This is a genomic window from Candidatus Hadarchaeales archaeon, from assembly GCA_038823825.1.
In the GTDB taxonomy this organism is placed as follows: Archaea; Hadarchaeota; Hadarchaeia; order Hadarchaeales; family Hadarchaeaceae; genus JAVZGN01.
The window spans coordinates 1-23,835 of sequence record JAWBCC010000002.1 but is presented as its reverse complement, the minus strand read 5'-3'; the positions used below and the strand labels follow the sequence as shown (position 1 = coordinate 23,835).

Below are 23,835 nucleotides of genomic sequence, written 5' to 3'. Positions count from 1 at the left end.
GACTATTGTCTTCTTTTCAGGGCTTTTTTACCCATCTCTATTATCTTGGAAAGCTCTCGATATTCTCGGAGTTCGAGAGATCCCACGGCTATGAGGAAAAATCCCGGTAAGAGCGTGACTGCCATAAGCTCTTGGGGCAGGAAAAAGCTGAAGACTATCAGGAAAACTCCGCATGCGATTATTATGGCCGCCGAAATCGCCTTCTTTGTGAGGAAGTCCATTTCAACCACAAGAGTTTTCATGTTTTGAATTCTTTAGTTTTTGGGTCAGGTGGCGTCACCCTACAGGCGAAATTGAAGAATATTTACGGGCATGGATTTTCTTGCATGTCAACGCTCTGTTTTGCTTTTTTAACAATAACAAAAGAGAGATAAAAGTCAGACATTTTTAGACAAAAAGTTACAAATTTTTTTTATTTTAACCAAAAATTCTAAAGAAAAACTCTTTTTCGGTTTAGCGAAAAATAGAAAGCTTTATAAAGGATTCTTGGGAATACTTCTTCAAGTATGAAAAGGACAAAAAAAGTTGCGGCAGCGATGGTGCCTCTGCTAGCATTAGTCTTATTTACTACACCAGTCTTCGGTAACTGGGAAGGGTGGACTTACCTAGGAGATGATGGACAAGACCCCGGAATTCCAGCGTGGCTCGACATACGGGGTCATGGATATAAAGTGGAAAACGGACTGTGGTTATTCAGATCGGAGTATCATGGACCATTTCCATCGGGCGGTGACGGAGATATATTATTTGGAGTATCGAGGTATACTTACAACATAAACATTGATTGCAGGCCAGGTGGACAATCGGGAACTGGGGTCGATTACCTTTTGACTTGGACTCTTTTGATATTTATTCCGCCTCCCAAACCTCCACCCATCGAGCCGTACGCTCCCCCATGGTACTTGATTCCGTCAATCGTTGAATTCTCCGAGGATGGAAGCTTAATTAAAACAACAACTCAACCGTACTATGAAATAGGAGACAACTATCTAGTTTTCTCGATAGGGGTGGAAAACATGGATATCCAATATGATAACGTTTACTTCCAGTGGTCTACTTCCAGTTTCACAAATCCCCAAGACTCAACTCAGATGTATGAAATAGAATCTTCAGCTATCCCGATCAGCATGGCTGGCTTGTTCACGCTTTCTGTTGTGCTTTTGTTTGCATTTCTGGGTCTCTACATAAGAACCAGAAAATAACGGCAAATATTGTTTCTTTCTACTTTGAGATAATAAGATGCCCGTCATACTCGAATCGGTGCTAGATTAACTAGAAAACAATCGTGGATTCTTCGGACATCACTAAATTTTGGAAACAAATATTTTAAATGTGAAAAGAAACACTTGTTAATGTGTTATCAGTAAGGTCAGGATTGTTTGCTCAAATCTGCTCTAATGAAGATCGCGTGCTTTACTTTGCTTATGGATCCAACATGGACGAGGAGGATCTGGAAAATTGGTGTCGAATGCACAACTATCAGCCCGTCAAGCCACTTGTAAAAGAAGTAGCAGTGCTAAAAGGTTGGAAGCTTGTTTTTAACTATTACTCCGCAACCAGATGCGGAGGGGTGGCCAACATTCAAAGATGTGAGGGAGAGGAAGTCTGGGGGCTTTTGATGGAGCTCACGAAGGATGATTTTGAGAAACTCAGGAAGAAGGAGGGAGCCCCAAAGGTTTACCAAGAAAAGCGGGTGAGCGTGATGACGCGTGATGGCTTGGTGAAGGAGGCAATAACATTTGTTGTAAAGCAGCCAGCAGCCCAGTTCGTACCACCGACCCCAGAGTACTTAAATCTGTTGATTCGTTCCGCGGTTAAGAACGGCTTTCCAAAGGACTACATTCAGAAGCTGAAATCGATTCCGACAAAATGACGAACGTTTTTGTTTATGGGACCTTGATGAGGAAATTCAGAGACCCCAGGAGCGGGGAGGTTATCACGCATCCTAGATCCAATGTATTGGCCTGCTATCAGCCTGTTTTAGGTAGAATTCGGGGTTTCAGACTCGTCTGGCCTTCTGAGCTAAACTTTCCGTTCATCAAAGAGGACCCATCAGGAAGCGTTAAGGGCGAGCTCTATCAATGCGTTCCGGATGAAATCATCAGGAAGTTAGATGAGATAGAGGGAGTTTCTTTTGGACTTTTTACAAAGAAGGTCGTGGAAGTCGAGCTCGAGGATGGGAGAAAGGTAGATGCCATCGTGTACGTGGGTGGGGAGGAACTGAAAAAGATGTCTGGCTGGACGAGAGAATCTCTGCTTCCATGAAAAATGCATTGCCAACCTTGTGTGGGTATAGGAAAGCCCCAAGCTGGTTGTATGTATTCCACCAGAAGAAGAATCAAAAAATGACGGCAAAAATCTTTTATTGTTTCTTCCTACTTTGAGATGATAGGATGCCAATCATACCTGAATCGGTGTTAGTCATTGGAGCACATCCAGATGATCCGGAGCTCATAGCTGGAGGAACAATCGCAAAATTGTCAAAGCTGGGGACAGAGGTTACTACAGGGATTCTCTCCAACGGCGAGCTCGGTGGAAGACCGGGTCAAAGGAGAAGAGAGGTAGAAAGAGCTGCCAAGATTCTCGGAATCAGAAAAGTTTTGTTTGGAGGATTGCCTGACGGCAAGATCCAGCACGACGTCGATACAGTTCACCTTATCGAAGAATGGTTAAGGAAAGTTGAACCAGATATTGTAGTAACCCATCTTCCTTGGGACAGTCACCAGGATCACAAAGCAACCGGACACTCAACAATATCTGCGGCTCGCAGACACAACAGAATTCTCTTTGGCGAGACCCCTTCCTCAATCATAAAACCTTCCATCGGATGCATTTATGTGGACATATCGCAGGAACTCCGACTCAAACTTCGTGCTCTGAAAATTCATCGCTCTCAGCTCTCCGGTCCGAGGGCAAACCTGTGCGATTACGTTGAAAAGACCGCCGCATATCGGGGTCTAGCTGTCGGGGTAAAATATGCCGAGGTATTCTGGGCCAGCAAATTCTTACTCAGGATATAAAGTTCTTGGTTTTATCTCACTTGGCCTTGTCAGAACGAGAAAGAGCCATACTGAATAAGAAGTGAGAGCGGCAAAAAACATTATCGCGCCGCCCATCCAATCGTGAAATAGAAGAATAGCTCCCTTACCCAAAACTTTTCCGGCGTAAAAAACTAGCACTACGCGGAGAGCGTTCAAGAGATAAAGGATCGGACATGTTAATATTCCAGCTAGAAGCTTCATTCTCAAAGATATACCCGGCGTCAAGAGAACCAAAAACAAGAAAGTGGCAATTGGGAAAAGAGCCGAGCAGGACAATGTCATTTCAAGAATGAATGCTCCTTCTGGATAATATGCAAAAATTTTGTGAGGAGGAGCTCTACTTGTCTCTAAACCCAAAGCTCTAGTAAGTCTCACGATGAATTTTGTTTCAATTTCCCTAAACTCATCATTTATCTGATATGCAAAGACGAGAGCAACGGACAAAATCAGAAAGAATGTTACGAAGAATTTTACCGCTTTAATTCTAACATATCTCTTCATCAAATCTCCCTCTCAGTTTTTACCCACACATATCTCTCTTTTGTTATTCCCCGGATTATTCCGTCTAGGAAAGCCTTTGTACATATCATAATTGATAGGAAAAAGAGCGGAAGGAAGAGTATTAGATAGAATGCCATCTTTCCCTTTTCTCTAGCCAACACGAGTCCGGCTGCGAGTTCCAAAAGAGGTCCGAGGAGCAAAACTATCCAGAGTGTAAGCCCGATAAACGGATCTCTAGGAAGGAAAATTCCGAAAGCCCACATGAAAGTTAAGAGAAGACCAAGGAACATGACAACCGGCATGTGATAGATGAAAAGAAACATCAAAAATTCGATTTTGTCAAGAATTCCAAGATGCTTGCATCTTACGACATCAAGCCAATAGTCGTAGAAGACATGTTGATGGCCATAGGCCCAGCGATATCTCTGCTTCCAATATCTTGTTAGATTTGTGACCGCTAATTCAGTCGAAACAGCGTCGTCATCGTAAACTACTCGATAACCTTCAAGAACCCCGCGAACTGTTAAATCCGTATCTTCCGTCACGCTGCTTATGTTAAAACCACCAAGCTCTTCTAAAAGAGATCGTCTTATGGCACAGTTACTTCCACCATAAGCAGCGAGCCCATGTAGAAGCTCTCTTCCATACTGATTGACCTTATAGCCGCTTAGGAATTCTATGTAAATGAGTTTGGTGAGAATGTTTTTGTCCGCATTTCTAACAACACATCTGCCCATTGCCATTCCAACCTTCGGATCCTTGAAATGTCTAACAATTTTCTTTATCGTATCTTTCTTCACCTGATGATCCGCATCGTAGACAAAGATTATTTCTCCACTAGCAAATCTGAGAGCATCGTTCAGAACCGAGCTCTTACCAGGAGCCAGATCATGGTCTTTTTTAGATCTGTGGATGACAATTAACCAATCGTATTTTCTGGCGAGTTCATCCAAAATTTCTCCGGTTTTGTCATCGCTTGCATCATCGACGGCGATAACCTGAAATTTTTCCCTAGGATAGTCAACCTCCGCGAGGCTTTCTATTAGTCCTCGAATGACTTTTTCCTCATTTCTTGCGGGAATCAGAATGCTTATGGGTGGTTCGTAATCGGAAAATTCTTCACGATCCCACTTCATCTGCAATCCTGTATATGCAAACGCCATATGTCTGAGAAGATAAGCGATGAAGACGGCTTGAATCGCAATTGTAAGATACGCCGCGAAATTTCTTCCGTCAAATCTGGCAAACCCAAGCAGGGATATCAGAAAGAGAATAAGGATAGAAAACGCGAATATTCTGCCTTCTTTCTTCCTATACCTTCTTTTGAGGATTTCAAAATGTTGATTTTTATCTTTGTTCATTTCAGATAGACGTCATCATGCCTGTATATTTTGCTTTTCTGTTTTCCTCCTCTTCCTTTTTTCCGGTAAATCTTCTCTTCAAAAAGTCTATACATGATAAGTTCCTCGTATCTCAACCCCCACGGCTCAATTTTCTCCTTTGCGAGTAGCTTAATTAGGAGTCTTGGCATGTTCACTCCGGACAGCGTTGTTAGATAAAGTGTTCCAGCGGGTCGGGGGTTAACTTCCGTTACGTAGGGTTCACCATTCTCGTCCTCTTTAAGTTGAACATTTACTATGTATTTTAATCCCAGCGCTTCAACAATCCTCGGCACGATCTCCTGGAGTTTTGGATTTATGACAGTTTTCCCAACAATCGAAATTCCGCTATCGGTTAAGATTCTCTCGCGTGGAACAGCAATCAAAAATTTTCCATTTTCGTCTAGCAGAACGTCAACCGAGTATTCTTTGCCCTTCAATTCTTTCTGACAGATGAACTCTTTCTTTAAGTAATTCTTTGCGCTCAAAATAAACCTAAAGTAATCTTCATTTTTGACCTCAAAAAATCTCTACTACCTCTTCCTCTTCTAGGCTTCACGATGAAAGGTCCAAGCTCCGTCATTAGTTCTTCAAAACTCTGGTTTTCTAGCAACACTGTCTTGGGAGTCGGTAGTCCTCTATCACGAAGGTATGAATGGAGCGCAAACTTGTCAAGACATCTTTCTATGCTTTCTAATGGTGAAACAAGCACCTTACAGCCGAAAACATCCATGTTTTTTGCAACGATTGGAAGTTCCTCATCGACCGTGCAAAACATGCAGTAACATTCTTTCGCGATTTTCGCGAGCTCTTCGACGAAGTTTTCCTCACGAGCATAGGGTATCTGATAGAATTCATTCACCAGCACTTTTCCAGGTGCATTTGGATTAGCGTCTACACCCACTAAATAAAACTCGTTTAGACTCTTTGCAACGGATATGCCAGCAGCACCGCCAATTCCGGTTATGAGGATTTTGTCTTCCACATTTTAAATATTTGAAAGAAAAACTATTTTATTCTATCGAGCACAGAAAGTATCTCAATTGGATTTCTTACCGAGAAATCGGCTTCCAGCTCGATACTCGTCCGAACGTTGGCGTACTCCCCCATCAGGAGTCTGATGGTTCTCATGCCCAGTTTTTTAGCTCCGATGAAATCTTTGTTTGGGTTGTCCCCAACGTAGACCGCACATTTAGCTTCTACCCCAAGCTTCTTTAGAGCCAATTCGTATGGAAAAGTGTTGGGTTTTCTTTTTTCTCTTCCGTATTCATCAGATATCACAACCACATCGAAAAATCCCTCTAACCCAAGAGCTTTCAATTTTTGGAGTTGAACATCTCTTCTTCCATCTGAAACTATGCCAAGCTTTTTTCCCATTTGTTTCAGAGTTTTTAAAACTTCATACATTGCAGGATAAGGAGTGAGTCTATCCGGCATGTAGGAGTAAAAAGATTCTATAATTCTTTTTATGAGTTTTTCCTCTTCGGGCAGGCCGATCTGACGTAAAAGAAGGTTAAAAAGATTTCCGGCAGCCGAGGTATACTTTTCTGTAAGCTGGAGCAGGATGTCTCTAACCTCCTTCCTATTTAGACCGAAGAGAGATTCGAGGAGTTCGCCGACCTTGAGGAAAGCACCAGCGAGCCATTCTTTATGGTCGTAAATGGTATCATCTATGTCGAATAGAACCGCCTCAACTGGCACGCGTCATCCTCCGTATTTTTCTCAAGATACTATTAGCCATAGCTTCGTCCGGTTCGGGATATCCTATTTTATTCCCTAGTCTGCGCAGAATCCGAGCGATTCTCTTTGAGGCCTTTCCATCTCCAAAGGGATTCTTTGTTTTCCTCAATTTCTTTTTGAGACCATCATCTGCTGCAATGCGTTGAACAGTTGCAGTTATCCTGCTTCTCTTTGTCCCGGCTAAAAATGCAAAACCAGCTAGAACAGATTCCCACCGAGGCGTGGTTTCCCTCATCACTACGACGGGCTTTTTGAATTCGCAAGCTTCTTCTTGTAGTCCCCCAGAATCTGTCAGAATGAGATCACACTTTGACATAAGAGAAAGGAAATCTAGATAACCAAGAGGTTTTATAACCTTTACATGCTCGGCTCTCTGAAGGCTCTGCAAAAGTCCGAACTCGGCAGCTCTCTTTTCTGTGCGCGGATGAATCGGAAATACTATCTGGAATTCTTTGAGATCGCAGAGAGCACCGAAGATCTCGGAAAGATTATTTTTGTTGTCAACGTTTCCTGGTCTATGAACCGTAACCAGTAGAATCGGCTTCTCATCCCGAATTTCAAGTTCGCTCAGGATTTCAGATTTGAGTCTTTTTCTGACTTTTCCGACAACATCGACGATGGTATTTCCGGTCACGAAAATATTCGCCGGGTCCACTCCCTCAGACAGAAGGAATTCTCTGTTAAGCTCGGTCGGTGCAAAATGCAAAAGGGCGAGCCGGCTGGCCAACTTTCTGTTGAGCTCCTCTGGGCTCGCTTGATTAAACGATCTAAGCCCTGCCTCCACGTGCCCTCCAGGGATCCCGGAGCGCCTAGCGACGAACAGCGAGGCTGGAACAGTGTCGGTATCTCCCTGCGCGAGCATAAAATCTGGCTCTTCTTTTTTCAAAACTCTTTCCAATCTTGTGATTATCTCCGAAAATCTTTCCAAAGGATTTTCCGTCCGGATTCCCAAATGGTAATTCGGATTTGGAACACCCAACTCTTGCAAAAAGATATCACTCATCTCATAATCATAGTGTTGTCCCGTGTGCACAAGAAGCACATCGAGCCCGGTTTTTCCACACTCTTCAATCACCGGCGAGAGTTTGATTATCTCCGGTCTCGTCCCGAAGACACACGCAACCTTCATAGATTTCAAATTCCTTCTCTAACCCGTGTTATTTCTTTTTCTCCTCTTTGGGTTTTTCCTCCTTGGCTTCAGGATTTGTCGCTTTTGCCGTCGCCCTCAGCTCTTCTATTCTAGCAAGAGCTTCTTCGACCTTCGGTGCAAGCTCGCTCAGTCCCTTATTTAGTGATTTTGTCGAATCCTCGAGCGCCTCGAGCCTAGCTACAAACCTTTCGGTTTTTCCCATCCTATCCCTCAGCTCCGCGAAGATGGCCATCACCCTGTCCGCCTGCCTCCTGACATCTGCCGCAATCTTTTCCATCTCCGTCAAGTCAGCCCTGACCTCCTCGGAGAGGGAAAGTACGCTTTCAACCCCACGGAACTTTCCAATCTCTCTCCTAACTTCTCTAAGTTCAGAACTAATTGCGTCAAGCTTAGCATCGGTTGCATCTATCCTCGCCGCCAGCGTCTCGACCCGCGCCTGCATCCTCCTGATCTCTCCCATTATTTTGCTTGGGTCGAGCTCTTCGATTATCCCGGTAGTCCTTTCGGTTTTCGCACGGATCTCCATCATATCTTTTTCGGTTCTCAGAACCATCGCTCTGAGCTCTCCGATTCTTTCGTTCAGCATGGAGATCCTCATATCTAAGCTCTCCCTGAGTTTTCCGAAAGCTTCCATTTGTGCGCTCAGCTTTTCGACCCTATCTGCAAGAGTTTCTTTCTTCTTTTTTTCGGGCAAATTCACCAACCATCAAAAATATCGTTATTATATTCAAAAACCCTTATCATGTTTTCTTTTCGGGCTTTCTGGATTCCTTCTCGTCCTCCGCCTTCTCCGCTTTTACTCTTTCTTTCTTAGCCTCCATCTCGGCCTTCTTCAGCTCTTCCTCAGTAACCCTGACTTTTTTGATTTCTATTTTTCTCGCCTTACACTCTTTATCAATTCTAGGTTCAACAGATTCCAAGTAGAGATCGACGACGTCGAACGCACCCTCTTCTAGTTTCTTTCTCGCTAGCCCGAGTTCGATCTCAAGGTCGAAAATGTCAGCTCCAGCCTCTCTCAGCTTATCGAGTTTCTCCTGGAGCTCCTCAAGTCTCCTGGTGTATTTGTCCCACTTTATTATCACATCTTCTTCTAGTCTGGTCAATCTGTGGAGAATGGGCCTGAAGTGGATGAAGTAAGGTCTACCCTTGTTGTAGTCGGAGTTGAATACCATTCCGGTCCCAACGGCCGCTTTGGCGACCGACTGCATGTAGCCGAGTCCGAACTTCTCCTTTATCCTCTCGAGTTCCTCCTCATCTCTCGTCCAGAGCTGGATCTGTGTTCTTATGTTTGCTCTTATTTCCTTTTCAAAGTCAGCAATGACTTGCGAAGCGAGCACGAGACCAATTCCCCATTTTCTGAATTCTCTTACGGCGCGCTCGAGCATCGTTATTCCCAGACCTTTTCCTCCGAATCTGGGTAGGAGTCTGTGGACCTCGTCAAAGATTATGAGCGCCCTAAGCTTCTGGCTCTCCTCGGGATTGCTCTTGAAGATGTCGTTTATGGTGTTTGCGATGAAAACGTCAAGATCTCTGCTGTCAAGCTGGTCGATCAGGAAAACCCATATCCTGCCCATCTCTCCTTCTTTCTTCGGTCTCTTGAGCAGTTTGCCTAGGTTGAGATACTCAGTTGGATCCTTGATTCTCTTTATATATCCTGGGAATCCCGCTGCATCTCTCTCCTTCATTCCAAACTTGTCATAGTGTCTAAGCATCTCGTGCTCGGTACACTTTTGGAGCATTCCAGTCCACTGTGCTGTCGGGTCGAAAACGAAGACATCGATTCCGTGCATGAGTGCCTCTTCGGCAAGATCCTGCGTCATTATGGTTTTGCCTGCTCCGGTCGCTCCAGCAACAATCGCGTGAGTTCTGAGGTCATCTAGGTACAGATATGCCTTTCTCGGGGTTTCAGCCAGTTTTCCTATGAAGGCGCTTCTCGGTCCAGGCTGTGGAAGTTCGGTGAAGGATAGAACCCTTTCATATCTCTTCTGTGCTTCGCGTAATTTCTTCAGCCTGCGGTAGTACAGGTAACCGGCCGTTCCGGCGGCAATCGCAGCGGCTATCACAGAGTAGAATATCTTGTTGGAAATCCCCCAGGTTGTTTTATCCCAGAATGGAATTATCACAGACATCGAGGCGAGAGCACTTGCCTGCATCTCTCTGTTTTCGCCTGTCAGATAAGTCGCCAAAGCTTTTAGGTAGTAATATTTTTCCTTTGCGTTTTCAGGAACCTTCAGGCTAAAGATTCTGCTCAAAGAAGTCTCGACCGCCATAGTTTCCTCAACCTCATTGAGAACAGCTAAAGTGTCCGGATCAATGAGTTGAACTCTCACCACGGCATCGACTCTCTTCTCTTCTCCCATGTTGTAGAGTGTAACCTCGGCTTTCTGATGTTTACCAGGATTAACGCTTGGGAGAAGTGAAGATATTCTTACATCAAGCAGACTTCTGGCCGGAGAGAGAACGCGAATCTTGACAGGAATTTCAATCGGAGCCTGCAGGACTCCAGGATAAAGGAAAACAGAACCTGTGTAAAGACCCTTCGGTGTGTTTTCAGGTATATGAACGACAAGCATAACTTTTCCTACATCTCCTGGCTGAACGGTTATGTACGGTTCTTCGAAGGAGATGAAGGCGGATGTCTGACCGACTTTTGATGCGGTGACGATAATCGGAACATTGGAGTTGTTCTTGATTGAAAGTGGAACTTTGGCCGTTTCTCCAGGATACATATCGAGAGACACACCGGCGGAAGGACTCGGAGTAACCTCCACTGGTGGAGTTTGCGGGAGATTTTCAAGAGTAGGCAGGTTCTCCACCGTCGTCTGAATATCTGCGATGAGCCCCATGATCTTCCTCAGAGTCCCGCTGTAATCTGGTATCGGTCCTCTAAGTGGTCCAACGATCGGCCCCACTAAAGGCCCAACGATCGGTCCAACGACATCCTGCATGGAAGGTACACTCTCGCCCACCACATATGCCGAGAATTTGGTAACTCCACTGAGAGTTATTGTGTGATCGATCTTGTTGATAGTTCCTCCAAGCCTTGTCCATTTACTTGTGTTTTCTCTTCTCGCCATATCCCAGCTCGCCTTGTAGACGGCAAGGTTGCTTTCGTTTGTTATCATCCCGAGCCATGGTGTGTAATCCAGAACGATCGTCGCAGTCTGGAAATTGTCCGCGAGCTTGTTGTCTATTTCTATAGCAATAGCGAATATCGTGTTCACGTTGTCTGAAACGTATGCTGCGGATCGCGGTATATTGTCTATTCGGATTAGATTATCAAAGTTCTCCCATTGCTGGGCTTCTGAGAAAGTCCTCACGGAGTAGAAAGTTATAGAATGCCCAAAGAGTCTGAATGTCATATGATAATCGTCTTTTATTATTACGCCACTGTATGTTCCGTCTGGTTTTACGGAAATTCTGAGGGTATAACCTTTCGAAATCGATGTGAACTCGAAAGTTGCGGGAAGCGGTTTTCCTTCAGCATTCTTCATCCATCCCCTCACGTTTACCGGAGTTCCGACATAGTAGGTCGCGGAGTTTTCATTGTAAATGTTGTCAGCATTCCTGACTTGAACTCTGACCTCTCCAAATCCGTAATTCCTAGCATATGCAGAAACGTTGAACTGCAGGAAGTAATAACCTTCATCGTTGGTATACACAGTTTGTTCGTTGTCTAGACCGGTTCCGAAAATCCTCACAGCCAAGCCGCTTTGTGGTATGTTGTCTGGATGTAGAATGACCCAACCATACACATTGTCAGTGGGAGAAATTCCGACGACCTCTTCGCCTAGGAATATGGAAATTTCAATTGTTTTCACCCACTGTCTTCTGGAGTTTTCTCTCTCAATTCCGTTGGCATCGGTTATTCTAACTTTCAGGAAGTAATTTTCGAGCAGGTCAGGAGCCACGAAGGAATATCTGAAATAACCTTCCCAGTCGGTCTGAACGATTGTAAGCAGTTCGTCTTCTTTGAAGATAAATACGTTTTCTCGTTTGACAGGGGCATCATCTGGCAATAGAATAGCTCTGCCGGAAATTGTTGTGTTTTCCATAGGATTGACTACATTATCTATGACAAGCGAAAGCCAGATTGTCTTCACGTCGTATGTATAGTTGATTGATTGGCTTCCATAGATATCGTTAGCTGAACTTCCGAAGAAGAATGCGGAGACCACATACATCCCGAGCGAACTCTCTGCTGTGAGGTAAGGAGTTCTCCATATTCCAGAACTTCCGGTGTATGCAAGGGTGTAGTCTTGACCCGCGATCGTGACCTTGAACGGATTTGATGGATGAGTTTCCTCAACGTCGAAATATGAGGCTCCATTGAATTCCTGAATTCTTATGAATAGTCTGTAGGATTCACCCGGATTCATTATTCGGTCCTCCTGCCCGTGGTTGTCTACAAGTTTAAACTCTGAGAAGCGGAGCTCTCGGACCTCTATCGTGTTTTCCCTGCTTCCCATTATGCCGTTCTCCCCCTCCTCCGCTTCAACCCTTATCGTGTGGATCCCAAGAGTTGCGGGGGCATTTAGACCGGCCGTGTAAGTACCATCTGGGCCGGTGGATGTTATTATTGGAGAGGTCCAGCTCGGATATATGCGCACAACTGTATACTGAGGAACTGGCCATCCGCCAGGTTGAACGGTTATTCTTCCGCTGACCGTTATGTACTGCCCGCTCCTCACAATCTTATCGCTCAGATTCACTGGAATGTCCAGGGTTCTTACCCAGAACCACCGCGTATTGTCTCCCCTGAAGTTTTCATGCAACATTGTGACATCGATTCTGTGCTCACCAAGCGAGGTTGGTGAGGTGAAGTTATTTTCGTAGTATCCGAAACGGTTTGTCATAACCGTTGCGATCGGCACACCATTAAGACGGATTTGTACATAGTTCTCAACAGGGTCTCCGCTGTACTGGAACCATGCATATCCCCAGACTCTGTTTGCAGCTCCTGGGTTGGAAGGATCCCTGTCAACGTTAACGGAAATAAGAATGCGTTCCACGTAGAGATACGTGACGTTTTCTCCAATGATGTTCTCGTTATCTGCGCAAACGACCTTTACCTCGTGTGGTCCAACGTCAGGGGCGTTTATGTCTTTCCAGTAATATCCACTCGTATCGGTGTATGTGTATGCCCACCATTCGTCATCGATGTATATATCTACTCTTGTTCCGCCGCGAGGAGGCCTATTTTCCCCGCCCGGAAGCAACACGGTTGTCAAGCCGCTAACTCTTACCCTTTCGCCCGGGATAGCCTTTGTTTTGCTCAATGAAACGGAGATCAGCATGTCCCTAGTCTCGATGTTATCGGCGTTCTCCCCGCTGAAATCTCCCTGGGCGATTTCAACTTTTATGGTGTATCTTCCGATTGCGGATGGGGCAGTTTCAACAAATGTGTAGTTTCCGTTTTCATCCGTTCGTGTGTAGCTGTACCCCGGTCTCCATCCGACAGAATATCTGAAAACAGTATTGCCCACCGGCAAGTTGCCCGGGAAGAGCGCCGCTCTTCCGCTTATGTTTATCTCCTGCCCTTTGTTTACAATCTTATCGTCTATGTTCAATGAAATCAAGATTGTGCTAACCTTGTATGGATACACGTTTTCTCCAGTCAGTCCAGCTTTCGAAGTTCTCACCCTGAAGTTGTAGTTACCCCAGTTCTGTGGGGCGTAGAAATAATATTCATATCTTCCGTTCTCGTCGGTGAATGTAGCGTCTTCATCTGCACCTTCCCACTTCCAGATGCTGACGGGATTGTTAGAAACCGGAACCCCGCTCGGCTGGAATATTGCCCATCCCCAAACGTAGATGAGCGTTCCGGGCGGGACGTTGCTTCTTGAGAAGTAGACGGATATTTTTATAGTTTCGCTGAGCATCCAGGTGGAGTTCTCGTTCTCTAACAAGTAGTTGTCTGTCGCGATTACAACAAGCTTGAATTCTCCGACCCATTCATCCCTGACGGTAAAGTAAATGTCGTAGGAACCGTCGGCTCGCGCGATGTTGTCTGCAACGGGCCAGTTTATGTTTTCGTAGTTGTCTAGCGGGCCCATTCTAAGCTTAACTGTCGCGTAGCTCGCAGGAGTTCCCTCGGGCCATCTCCTGACGACTCCATAGATTCTTACCTTCACGCCAGGTCTGACCTGATGGCTCGCCGGATCCATGTTAACGGTGATCGTGAGGGTTTTGACGTAGAAGGTGGAGGTGTTTTCTCTGTCGAGTCCTTGGTGGGATATCCAAACCCTGACCGGATATCCGCCCAGCGTTCTCGGAGCCTGGAAGGTATATTTATATCTTCCAGCGTTTTCTCCACTCTGAGTTCTTACTGTCGCCACATAGTTCCCAGCCACATACACGTCAACATCCGCGTCCTCGACCCAGACGTTGTCGGGCCATTTCTTTACCCGGCCATAAATCGTAACATTGTCTCCCGGGTTGACCCAAGAACGCTCGAAGAAGAGCTGGATTTCTAGAGTCTTGACATAGTATGTGTGTGTAACGTTGCCAGAACCTATTATGTTTTCGGCAGAGTAGCCGGAGACTGTTGAACCGAAGGAGTATGTGCCGATCGTCGTTGGAGCGGTGAGCTGGAGGGATGTCCTCCAGATCGAATTCTCAAGGTATATCAGGCTATGGAGAGTTCCGCCGATGTTTTCGGTAAACGAACCAGATGTGACATCATATCTGTGAGTTCCGTTTTCTTCCTGGATTTTAACAAGGACGTAGTATCTTTCTCCCGGATTCAAGATGTTGTCTATTTGCCCGTGTTCGTCGAGGAGGCCAGCCGGTTCGAAAACTAGTCTGCGCACGTCGAAAGTTTTTGTGTTTTCTCCTAGATAGGGATATCTCTCCACTGTGAATTTGATTTGGTGCGTACCCAGCGTTGAAGGAGCCTCAAAAGTGCGCATGTACCAGCCATTTTCTAAAGTAACGATGTTTGTGTTGAGGGTAAAGGATGTGAGTACTGCTGTTCTGGAAAGGTCGTCTGTGAAGAAGGAGAAGATTACTCGGGCATATCTGGCAGGCTTTAGGCTGAGCGGAAACGTTCTGTCGATGCCTCCCATACCAGGGGTGAGAACCAGAAGATTGCTATCTTTAATGGTTGAGAAGTTGTCGTCGGAGACCTGCACGTTCACCCAGAGTCTCGTATCCACGGGTATGGCCACTGTCAAGGTTATGTTTTCGATTCTTATCGTCGGAGATCTCCAGTCGATCACCGGTGTTCTGTAGCTTCCTGATGGCACGTATCCTGTGTCCATGTCAAAGTCGACAATTGGGCCGATGTATCTCGCAAGAACTCCGAGATTATCTATCCTCCCTGTATTGTCAACCACCATGATGTGAGATGGTGTGTATCTATTACCAGTTGATGTGAAGAAGGCTTTGTAGGCTATAACAATTCTTCCATCTCCGTAGAAGTCACCCATTCCACCGACCGTGCCGAGTCCACCGAAAACATTACCAGTAGGAAGAACCCGTCTGACGTTTCCGCGGTTGTCTGTTATCCAAAGGTCAGAGTATGCCGAGGGAGGATTATATGCGACGTCGAGTCGACCGTCACCATTGAAGTCGGCCGCCTGACTAATATCAGATCTTCGATCCGTCTGGTGAAACTGTACGCTCCCTCCCATGCTTATAACTTGACCGTCTATGTCCACGTGCCGGATGTCGCTCATATATCCGAACGAGACCTCCGGTTTTCCGTCGTTATCGAAGTCTCCTACTCCGCCAAGCAGAAGCGGATGTATGGGCAGTGGTCCGACGCTCCGGATTCGTCCTTCATAGTCTACGAAATAAATTTTGTAGTCATAAGCAGTGGTGACATACGGAACGTCCAGCTTTCCGTCTCCATCGAAATCCGCAAGCCCCTTTGCAACGTTAACAACGCCGGAAGCTACAAGCGTTCTAATGTTATTGTCAACGTCAACATATTTCAGAGCACCCTGAGGTCCATCCGTAAAAACCACATCGATTTTCCCGTCTCCGTCAATGTCTCCAGCTCCGCCGAGCTTGTCTGCATACACTCCGAGCGTCTTGACTTCTCGGTATGGGTCAATCCAGCTGATGTATCCGTTTTCGTTTATGAAAACGATGTCCATGTCCGGCTTGTACTGAAGTTTTATTCTATTTGCTTCGATGATCGTGTTTTCCCGTATTCCAGCCTCCCAAGGGGCCGATGAAGGCATACCCCAGCTCAAGGTTTGAAAAGCCCCATCCAAGAAGAATCGGACAATTCTGTTGTCTAGCGGGGCACCGTCTTCTTCGGCGATTCCCCAGGCAACGATCGTTTGTTCTGGGTTAACGATTTCGTCGTTGAGAAAGACTGAGATGGTGATATCTGGCGTTGCGCTTGCGAGTCCCGTCCAGAGAATGGCGAAAAGTCCAGAAATCACTAACCCGAGGAGCAAGAGGGTGAATTCCTTTCTGTTATAAGATGTAAACATGTTCAATTTCTTTACCAGAAATCTTTTATCGTGCGATCTATTTATTCTTTTCGACAAAATTTAGCCACCCCACAATTAGGATTTAAAGGTACGATTCTTCCCCATACTTGCGAAAAGCTTAAATAGACGGATGTAGGAAGGTTATCCAGAGGGAAAGAATGAAGAGATTGTTGGGTTTCGCAACAGCTTTCGCAGTGCTTGGAACACTTCTGAGCATTCCTGCGGTGATGCCTGTTGACACTCAAACTGCTACGCTCAGCGCGACTATCGGAGTCGTCATCGACATAACGATCGAGGGAGACATCGACTGGGGAACAGTAAGCGTCAACGCGCATAATGTCACACCGCCGGCTCCTGTTGATGAGTATTGGATCAGGATTCTCGACACCACGACGGTCAAGACAGATCTGCAGGCAAAGGCCGAATATGATGCGGTGTATGCTGGAATGTATCTAGCCAAGTCCGGAGGAGACAACAACATCGAGAACATCCAGTTCTGGAAGTTGGCTATTGGAGAAGAGGGAAATGAAAACTTCTTGGTCGCGAGACACGAGCTTGAAACCATTCCGTGGTTGGTCGGCCTAAGAAAGCCACCGTCTGGCGTTGGCTACGACGAATACAACGTCTTCCCAGCCCTCAGCACAGCTCCCGACCAGCTCGGAGGAACTTACACCGGTACGTTGACAGTCAAAGCCGTAGAGAACACGGCCCCAGGCCCATAAAGGGATTAGCTTGAGTTATAAGTCTTTTTTCTTTTTTTTCCTTTTCTTACTCATAAGTCCAAGCGTTGTTGAGGCGGGAATAGGCGTTGGAGTCAAGTGGTCGGATCTCCCCATACCCGTTCCATACGGTCAAGATGTCACAGTTGAGATAAACGTATGGAATTGGGCCGAGAATGCAGAAAACGTCTTGGTATGGGTTCAGTTTGTGAAAATCACAAAAGAGGATGGCAGTCCCGTCCCCAGTGGCTGGTTCGAAAACATCCGAATAATCCCGTCGCTCGAGAATATCCCCGTGCGTTCTTATCTCTCCAAGGCTGTGGAACCAGTCGACGACACGTATATCTCGGAGGAACAGCCAAACCAAACTTTTGGAGGAAGCCGTAATCTCGTTGTAGGAGGAACCGAGGGAAGTAGAAAGATGATATTTTTAAAATTTGACCTTACCGATTTACCTGAAGGAAGCAAAATAGAATCTGCAGTTCTATATCTCCGGAACAGGGACGAAAACTTTGAGGGAAAGATAGTGAAGGTTTACGGACTGGACAACGATGGGTGGAACGGAGATACCTTAAACTGGGCTAGGAAACCGGAGAACCTCGGAGAGCAAATAGCTCAAGCTGTAATGCCTTCTCCGGGCGTGGACGTAGGTTGGTTAGTTACTCCTTGGGTTTATTCACAATATAACAAAGATGGAATAATCTCCTTTGTTCTCCTCACAGAGAATTCGGGAGAGACGATATTTGCCTCTGGAGAAACTGCCGATTGGCCAAGGCTTGAGGTTGTGTACAGCGCTTGGCTTGGAATGAGGGTTGAGGCAAACTTTCTGCTTCCAAACCTGCGGGAGTATGTGAGGACGTCCAGAGCCCAACCCAAGATCCCGAAGGAAATAGAGAACTATGCTGATGCATATTCACTCGCATATTATCTCGACAACGGAGAAGGTCTTTGGATTCCCGTGAGAAGGGTTTTCCTGAAGATGAAAGTCTCGAAAGAAGCCCTCGGAGGAATATATACGATTTATGTTGACGTTTTTGCCCAGGCTGTTAGAGGGGGTGCCGGTGGAGGTTTAGGAGCGACTTATTCGGTAGAGGCCAAGCCAAAGATAAAAGTCATTGCTCCAGCTCCTCCGATACCAATTCCGGTTCTCATCACCATCTTGGCGATAATCGCGATTCTGATAGTGCTCTTCATCCTCTGGTGGGCGGTCAGGAAGAAGAAGATCGAGCTGAGGAAAATCTAGCGCAGAAATAGGACGTGGAGGCATCAGATTTCTTTATTTTTCCCAAAAAATTATTAAGGAATAAAAACATTCTCTTTGTTCGGAGTGATTTATGGGGGATGAACAGATTTTTAGAAATCGTGGTTTTTCGAAGACCGCGCTTCTGACGTTTTTTCTCGTCTTTACTCTCTTTTTTAGCCAATCACCTGTTTTCGCTCAAGAAGCCCAGGCGATTCTAACAGTAGAGGTGCTTGAGGTCGGCATAGACATAGAGCTCTTTCAAGCCATACCTTCAGTGGTTCATGAGAACGAAACGACAACTCTTTCGTTCACCATCCGAAATCTCGGTTCTTATAATCTCGACATCCTTCCGACCTCTAGGATAGAAATCTACAAAGATAATAAAATAGTCCATCGAATTTCTGTTCCTACCGTTATGATTTCTCCCGGAGCGAGAATGGATTTCCTCATCCCGTGGAATGTCACAGGTTTTCCGCTCGGATTTTACAAGTGTCGTCTTGTTATAGACTGGATTTCGGCGGGTTTCACATCAACCAAGACAGCTTGGACAACGCTCGAGATACTTCCGCTGATTCCTCCGCTCCCTCCGCTCCCCCCGCCGGCTCCACCGGTTTTCTATCGGCTGAGGGTTCTGCGGTTCCCCCTGCTGATCGAGGAAAGAGCCGGTGACACGACGCTCGCGAGCTTCGAGATTTTAAACGAGGGTCCAGGTAAGATCGAGAATGCGAGGATATGGATCACGGTTGCGGAAAACTGGATGCTTAGAGCAATCGAGTCGTTTCCAAGCGTCCTATCGCTTGAGGCTGGAGAGAGGAGGATCGTAAATCTCCTTCTTAAGATTCCTGCAACGGTCTCTCCCGGAGACTATGGTTTCAAGATAACCGTTCGGGCGGAAAATTCGATAGCCGAAATGATCTCCATTCTAAGGGTTCGATCAAGATTTCCAGATCCATATGTGATGGTGGTCAGGCACATCGATCTGGACTTGGAGAACGAGGAAACTGTCGTGAAGCTCGTCGCGAAGAACGGTTCCAAGTTTCTCAAAGCTCTCCTCGTAACCGATAACATTCTTTCCGATTTCCAAGGAGTATTAGACAGAATTGCCTTTCTAGATAAATTTCCAGAGGATATCTCGCTTTCAGGTGTGACGTGGAGATTGGAAAGTGTCCAGCCGTTTGAAGAGAGGGAAATCCTTTACAGGCTACCAGCAATTCTTCCAGTCTATCAGAGATATCTCTACTGGGCTTTTCCGCGCGTGGTTATGATATATGAGCTTGTGGAGCTAGTCCGGATAGTCGAGCTCAAGTCGGAGTTCCTGAAACCAGCAAAAACTGGTAGACTCATTCTCACGCTCAGAAATATTTCCAGCGAAAATCTCCTCGTGACAGCCATTCTTCGACTCCCAATAGGCTGGACGGTTCAGCCCGACGGGGTTAGCATGAAGCTTGAGCCGACGAAGTCGGGCGCCTTCGTCTTTTACGTCACATTACCCGAGTATGTCGAACCGATGACGTACATGGGCGAGGTCAGAATCTACTTTAAGGATCAGGAAATCGTGAGAGGAATAGCCTTCGTCGTTCTCCCTCCCCAGCCAAACATCCTCCTGATAATCGCGATAATCTTCTCCATAATCGCAATATGTCTGGCGATATATCTTCTGATGAAGAGGAGATGGAGTTCAAGCCGTAGGCCGGAAATAGTGGAAATCCTGAGGAGGGCAGGTGAAGAGGCTTGATAATAAGTGTTATATCCGGAAAGGGGGGAACTGGCAAGACTGCCGTAGTAGCAAATGTCGGGGCTTCGCTCGCTTCCGACTTTGGGAAGAGGGTTCTTCTCGTAGACTGCAATCTCGAGTCTCCAGACCTCCCGCTTTGGTTCAATCTCTTTCCACCGATTCCATCGAGGGAGAAAAAAGTGGAGAACCTGAAAGCATACACCTACAGACCAGGGCTCGATGTCATGCCATCCTCCTCTATAGAGGGCCTGAAGGGAGAGAAGCTCGGACAAATTCTTAGAAAATCCGGATATCACTATGTTATTCTTGACACACCACCGGTAGGCTTCTCGGAGTTTCTAAACTCTTCCGATTGTGCTCTCATCACAACAACGCCAGACATCGCAGCGGTTTCCAGGGCTCTGAAGGCGACGAAGATAGCGGAGAAAAAGGATGTGAAAGTCATCGGTGTGGTTTTGAACAGAGTGAGGGTGGCAAGCTATGAGGTCAGCAAGGCGGAAATACTTTCGACTTTCCGCGTTCCGCTCATCGTGACGATCCCAGAGGATACGTCCGTGATGAAGAGTCTGATGGAGGGTATGCCATGTGTTCTCTCCCATCCGGGCTCTAGGGCCTCCATTGCATTTAAGAAACTTGCTGCAGAAACTTGTGGCGAGGAATTCAAGATGGGACCAATTCAGAGGATTAGGTTGAAAGGGTGGAAACTGTGGCGCTCGGTCTGACCGAAATTCTTCTGACGGCTGTTGGCATCTCGATCATTGGGGCTCTCCTTAGATATGGCGGCGTAGTGGCAAAAGGTGGTCTCGGAGTAAGACTTCTGATAGTTTCCGTTTCTTTTCTCCTGCTCGGTGTTGGCTTCGAACTCCTTTCAAATGTCTTTGAAGTTTATGGTAACATCTCAGTTGCTGAGCAGTTGAGGAGGGCGGGAGTTTACCTCGGACAAACAGTTGGCGGCATCTGTGGGATAGTCGGCGGCATTCTGATCGCTCTTAAAGCTCTGCTTTCTCCCGAGTGAAACGGCAGAATTTTCTAACTGGACATTCCCTGCAACGTTTCCTCTTGCAAAACTCCAAGTTTATCCTGACAAGCGCAGATTCGAATTTTTTGATTTCTTTAAATTTGAGTCTTTCTGCGACTTCTCGAGCAAGCGTACTGGGCTCTGGATCGGCTTTTGACCAGATTCCACGGAGTTCCCGGAGGAAGATGTTGATCGCAGTTGGTCCCACACTGCGAAGCTTCTCTAGTTTTTTCTCCAGCTCCTTGGAGTCTTTCGCCTGTTCATGGATTTTTTCCAGCCCGCCAAGTCTTTTTATCTCCTTTGCCAGCTCGAGCAGATTTGTGGCGGTGGAGAAATCATACCTCACGTATCCGCCGGAATCGAGGATTTCCACGAGTCTGTCCCAGCCGGTGGAGATGATGGCCTCCGGGCTCGTGATTCCTTCCTTTTTCATAAGTAGGAAGGTTTTTTTCGCGATTTCGGAGGAGATTCTCTTCGCGAAAAGTACGGAGGCGATCAACCAGGCGAACCTGTCTTCAGATTTTCTAACATCGAGGCCCAGCTCTTCCGAATAGGTATGGATGGACGAGAGCAAATTTCGAAGCTCCGTAGACATCATTTTCAGAAATTCTTTCTTTTTCTCTGGATTTCACTTTTTCTGTGATGTATCGAAAGATTTAAAATAACTCCGAGAGAAGGTTTTTGATACAATGCGAAAAGCATTTGCAGCATTACTGATGTTTGGTTTACTTCTTGCTCTACCTCTGATTATGCCTTCTGCTAAAGCGAGCCCCACCATGCCTCAGGTTCGAGGATCTTTCAATAGTTGGCAGGAGGATGTGGATAACATGATATGGATCAGCAACTGGACAGCCGGCGGTGTTCAGCGTGAAGTCTGGGAAAGAGTTCGACCTTTGTCGGGAGAGAACATCCAGTTCAAAATATACGTTAGTGATTGGGGGGACAAGTGGTGGGGAACAACTGCTCCTGAGAATGGAACCCCCTTTGGCACGGATCTTGTTAATTGGGGCGATGAGGGAACAAACATAAAGGTACGTCTTCCTTTCACAGCTACAGATAATTACGTTTTTCAATTCTGGTTTGATGATAACACAAAACGTGCAGTTTTCAAAAGACTAGTCTTCAACGTTCCTGGGACGTATAACAACTGGAATCTCTGGGAGAATATGACTCTTCTCGGTTCAGACCCCTGGAATGACAACTGGGAAAGCGTAACTTACACGGTTACGGGACCGAGGGTTGAAAACTTCAAGATAGCAATGGGAAACACTTGGGAGGTCTATAACTGGGGATGGGAGTTTGAAGGAACACCTCAACCTATGCCGCATTATGGAGTCGCTTATAGGGGAGCATGGGACAGCGATCCGAAGAACATAAAAGTGGTATTCCCAGCAAACAGAACGGAAAGTTTCAAAATCAGAGTGAGATTCATCTCAAGCGGTGAAAACGCCGGAAAGATGGAGTATTGGGTAATCGATCTCTCACCTCCACCAACTCCCAATCCACTTTTCCCCAACAATTTAGCGGAAATTGTAACTGAAAACGTAAAGTTTGGATGGTCCGCAGTTGACGACCATAGCCGCCCCGTAAGATACAAGGTCGATGTGAGCAGGGATGTCAACTTCTCCTCTATCGAATACACGTCCGATTGGATAGAAGAGAACTATTGGAACCTCTCATATATAGAGCCTGGCGAATGGTATTGGAGAGTACAGGCAAAGGACGCGTCTGGGAACTTGAGTAGCTACTCGATAGTCTGGAGCTTCACGAGAATTCCAGAAAACTTCACAATAGTTGTTTTACCCGACACGCAATATTACTCCGCAAGCTATCCAACGATTTTCGAAAATCAAACGAGGTGGATCGTTCAGAACAGAGATAATCTCAACATAGTCTTTGTTATTCACGTGGGAGATATCGTCGACAACGCATACAGCACTATCCAGTGGCAGAGAGCTGATAACGCCATGAGAATTTTGGATGATGACAATATGCCCTATGGAATACTTCCGGGCAATCATGATCTTCAGGATAATGGGGCGAATTACTCCAGTTATTTCCCAGCCTCAAGATATGCCGGTAAACCGTATTGGGGGGGCAGCTATGCGAACAATAAGAACAATTATCAGTTATTCTCTGCAGGTGGATTCGATTTCATCGTGCTTAACCTACAATACAATCCGCCTTCAGACGTGATAGCTTGGGCTAACAGCGTTCTTGAGAATAATAACGATAGACTGGCAATAATCGCCACACACTCGTACTTGGAAGTCGATGGCACAAGAAACGCGATAGGCAATAATATATGGGAGAACCTCGTCGTTCCAAACAGCAACGTGTTCTTAGTTGTTTGCGGTCACAATCATGGCGAGGCCATGAGGATGGACGTCATAGACAATAAAAGAATAGTCTACCAACTGCTGGCGAATTACCAAGACTACGAAAACGGCGGCAACGGCTTTCTGAGAATAATGCGCTTCGTCCCGATAGAAAACAGAATATACGTTAGGACATACTCTCCAAATCTCAACAGGTATGAGACAGATTCGAACAGTAAGTTTTCTCTGAGGTTCCCGGCTTTGGTTTTATCGGAAAACACTTGGATGTACATGAGAAAAATAACGATTTCGCCCAGAAATCCAGAGAACTTCCAGATAAAAATCATCCTTCCAGAGGACGTTCCTATTCTTGAATACCCGAGCATAAGATTTTTCGAGAACAAAGGATCCGGGCCACTTCCATATTGGATAGAGAAAGCGGAGAATGCTTACACAAACATCGTCTGGGTGCGCAGGCTCGAAAACTCAGACAACGAGATCTGGATGTACTATGGTAATCCCTATGTGACGAGTGCCGAGAACG

At 46.1% G+C, this 23,835-nt stretch carries 20 protein-coding genes; 10 read left to right on the top strand and 10 right to left on the bottom strand.

What is annotated here, in order from left to right:
• Nucleotides 1–2: 2 nt before the first annotated feature.
• Nucleotides 3–221, bottom strand: coding sequence for a hypothetical protein (locus QXF64_02575; protein ID MEM1689378.1), 219 nt, complete (start codon nt 219–221; stop codon nt 3–5).
• 285 nt (nt 222–506) lie between these two features.
• Between QXF64_02575 and QXF64_02570 the strand changes: the two genes are divergently transcribed.
• The 4 genes from QXF64_02570 to QXF64_02555 all read left to right on the top strand — a co-directional run bounded on the left by QXF64_02570 (nt 507) and on the right by QXF64_02555 (nt 3,020).
• Nucleotides 507–1,202: a hypothetical protein gene (locus tag QXF64_02570; GenBank protein ID MEM1689377.1), complete on the top strand. Its 696-nt coding sequence runs from the start codon at nt 507–509 to the stop codon at nt 1,200–1,202.
• A gap of 152 nt (nt 1,203–1,354) precedes the next feature.
• The gene (locus tag QXF64_02565; protein MEM1689376.1) at nt 1,355–1,873 is read left to right on the top strand and encodes a gamma-glutamylcyclotransferase family protein; all 519 of its coding nucleotides are present in this window, start codon (nt 1,355–1,357) and stop codon (nt 1,871–1,873) included.
• Nucleotides 1,870–2,265, top strand: a complete 396-nt coding sequence (locus QXF64_02560; GenBank protein MEM1689375.1) for a gamma-glutamylcyclotransferase family protein — start codon at nt 1,870–1,872, stop codon at nt 2,263–2,265. Before QXF64_02565 ends, QXF64_02560 begins: the two co-directional genes overlap by 4 nt.
• Before the next feature lie 128 nt (nt 2,266–2,393).
• Complete coding sequence (locus QXF64_02555; GenBank protein MEM1689374.1) at nt 2,394–3,020, top strand: PIG-L deacetylase family protein; 627 nt, start codon at nt 2,394–2,396, stop codon at nt 3,018–3,020.
• Here QXF64_02555 and QXF64_02550 read toward each other — a convergent pair.
• Genes QXF64_02550 through QXF64_02515 form a run of 8 tightly spaced genes read right to left on the bottom strand, consistent with a single transcriptional unit; the run spans nt 3,006 to nt 16,315 of the window.
• The gene (locus tag QXF64_02550; protein ID MEM1689373.1) at nt 3,006–3,542 is read right to left on the bottom strand and encodes an exosortase/archaeosortase family protein; all 537 of its coding nucleotides are present in this window, start codon (nt 3,540–3,542) and stop codon (nt 3,006–3,008) included. The two genes, QXF64_02555 and QXF64_02550, sit on opposite strands and share 15 nt — an antisense overlap.
• Nucleotides 3,542–4,903, bottom strand: a complete 1,362-nt coding sequence (locus tag QXF64_02545) for a glycosyltransferase (protein ID MEM1689372.1) — start codon at nt 4,901–4,903, stop codon at nt 3,542–3,544. Before QXF64_02545 ends, QXF64_02550 begins: the two co-directional genes overlap by 1 nt.
• Entirely contained in the window at nt 4,900–5,409 is a 510-nt protein-coding gene (locus QXF64_02540) for an ATP-grasp domain-containing protein (protein ID MEM1689371.1), read from the bottom strand. Before QXF64_02540 ends, QXF64_02545 begins: the two co-directional genes overlap by 4 nt.
• Complete coding sequence (locus tag QXF64_02535; GenBank protein MEM1689370.1) at nt 5,406–5,906, bottom strand: hypothetical protein; 501 nt, start codon at nt 5,904–5,906, stop codon at nt 5,406–5,408. The genes QXF64_02540 and QXF64_02535 overlap by 4 nt, the downstream gene beginning before the upstream one ends.
• Before the next feature lie 23 nt (nt 5,907–5,929).
• Nucleotides 5,930–6,622 carry an HAD-IA family hydrolase gene (locus QXF64_02530; protein MEM1689369.1) on the bottom strand — a complete coding sequence of 231 codons (693 nt, stop codon included), beginning with the start codon at nt 6,620–6,622 and terminating at the stop codon, nt 5,930–5,932.
• Nucleotides 6,612–7,790 (bottom strand): UDP-N-acetylglucosamine 2-epimerase (non-hydrolyzing), encoded by a 1,179-nt coding sequence (gene wecB / locus QXF64_02525; protein ID MEM1689368.1) that lies wholly within the window; start codon nt 7,788–7,790, stop codon nt 6,612–6,614. Before wecB ends, QXF64_02530 begins: the two co-directional genes overlap by 11 nt.
• A 28-nt stretch (nt 7,791–7,818) precedes the next feature.
• The gene (locus QXF64_02520; GenBank protein MEM1689367.1) at nt 7,819–8,505 is read right to left on the bottom strand and encodes a hypothetical protein; all 687 of its coding nucleotides are present in this window, start codon (nt 8,503–8,505) and stop codon (nt 7,819–7,821) included.
• 46 nt (nt 8,506–8,551) lie between these two features.
• Entirely contained in the window at nt 8,552–16,315 is a 7,764-nt protein-coding gene (locus tag QXF64_02515) for a helicase HerA-like domain-containing protein (GenBank protein MEM1689366.1), read from the bottom strand.
• A gap of 101 nt (nt 16,316–16,416) precedes the next feature.
• On the opposite strand from QXF64_02515, the gene QXF64_02510 reads away from it, so the two are divergent.
• From QXF64_02510 to QXF64_02490, 5 genes are all read left to right on the top strand, one after another.
• A complete protein-coding gene (locus QXF64_02510) occupies nt 16,417–16,980 on the top strand; it encodes a hypothetical protein (GenBank protein MEM1689365.1) in 564 nt (187 codons plus the stop codon).
• Between the two features lie 10 nt (nt 16,981–16,990).
• A complete protein-coding gene (locus QXF64_02505; GenBank protein ID MEM1689364.1) occupies nt 16,991–18,220 on the top strand; it encodes a DNRLRE domain-containing protein in 1,230 nt (409 codons plus the stop codon).
• Nucleotides 18,221–18,311: 91 nt separating this feature from the next.
• Entirely contained in the window at nt 18,312–19,955 is a 1,644-nt protein-coding gene (locus tag QXF64_02500) for a hypothetical protein (GenBank protein ID MEM1689363.1), read from the top strand.
• The gene (locus tag QXF64_02495) at nt 19,952–20,677 is read left to right on the top strand and encodes a MinD/ParA family protein (GenBank protein MEM1689362.1); all 726 of its coding nucleotides are present in this window, start codon (nt 19,952–19,954) and stop codon (nt 20,675–20,677) included. Before QXF64_02500 ends, QXF64_02495 begins: the two co-directional genes overlap by 4 nt.
• Nucleotides 20,662–20,970 (top strand): hypothetical protein, encoded by a 309-nt coding sequence (locus QXF64_02490; GenBank protein ID MEM1689361.1) that lies wholly within the window; start codon nt 20,662–20,664, stop codon nt 20,968–20,970. Before QXF64_02495 ends, QXF64_02490 begins: the two co-directional genes overlap by 16 nt.
• On the opposite strand, the gene QXF64_02485 is transcribed toward QXF64_02490, so the two are convergent.
• On the bottom strand, nt 20,945–21,571 hold the full coding sequence (locus QXF64_02485) for a hypothetical protein (GenBank protein ID MEM1689360.1): 627 nt from the start codon (nt 21,569–21,571) through the stop codon (nt 20,945–20,947). The genes QXF64_02490 and QXF64_02485 overlap by 26 nt on opposite strands.
• Nucleotides 21,572–21,662: 91 nt before the next feature.
• Here QXF64_02485 and QXF64_02480 point away from each other — a divergent pair.
• The coding region (locus QXF64_02480; protein ID MEM1689359.1) for a DUF2341 domain-containing protein at nt 21,663–23,835 on the top strand (2,173 nt) is incomplete at its 3' end.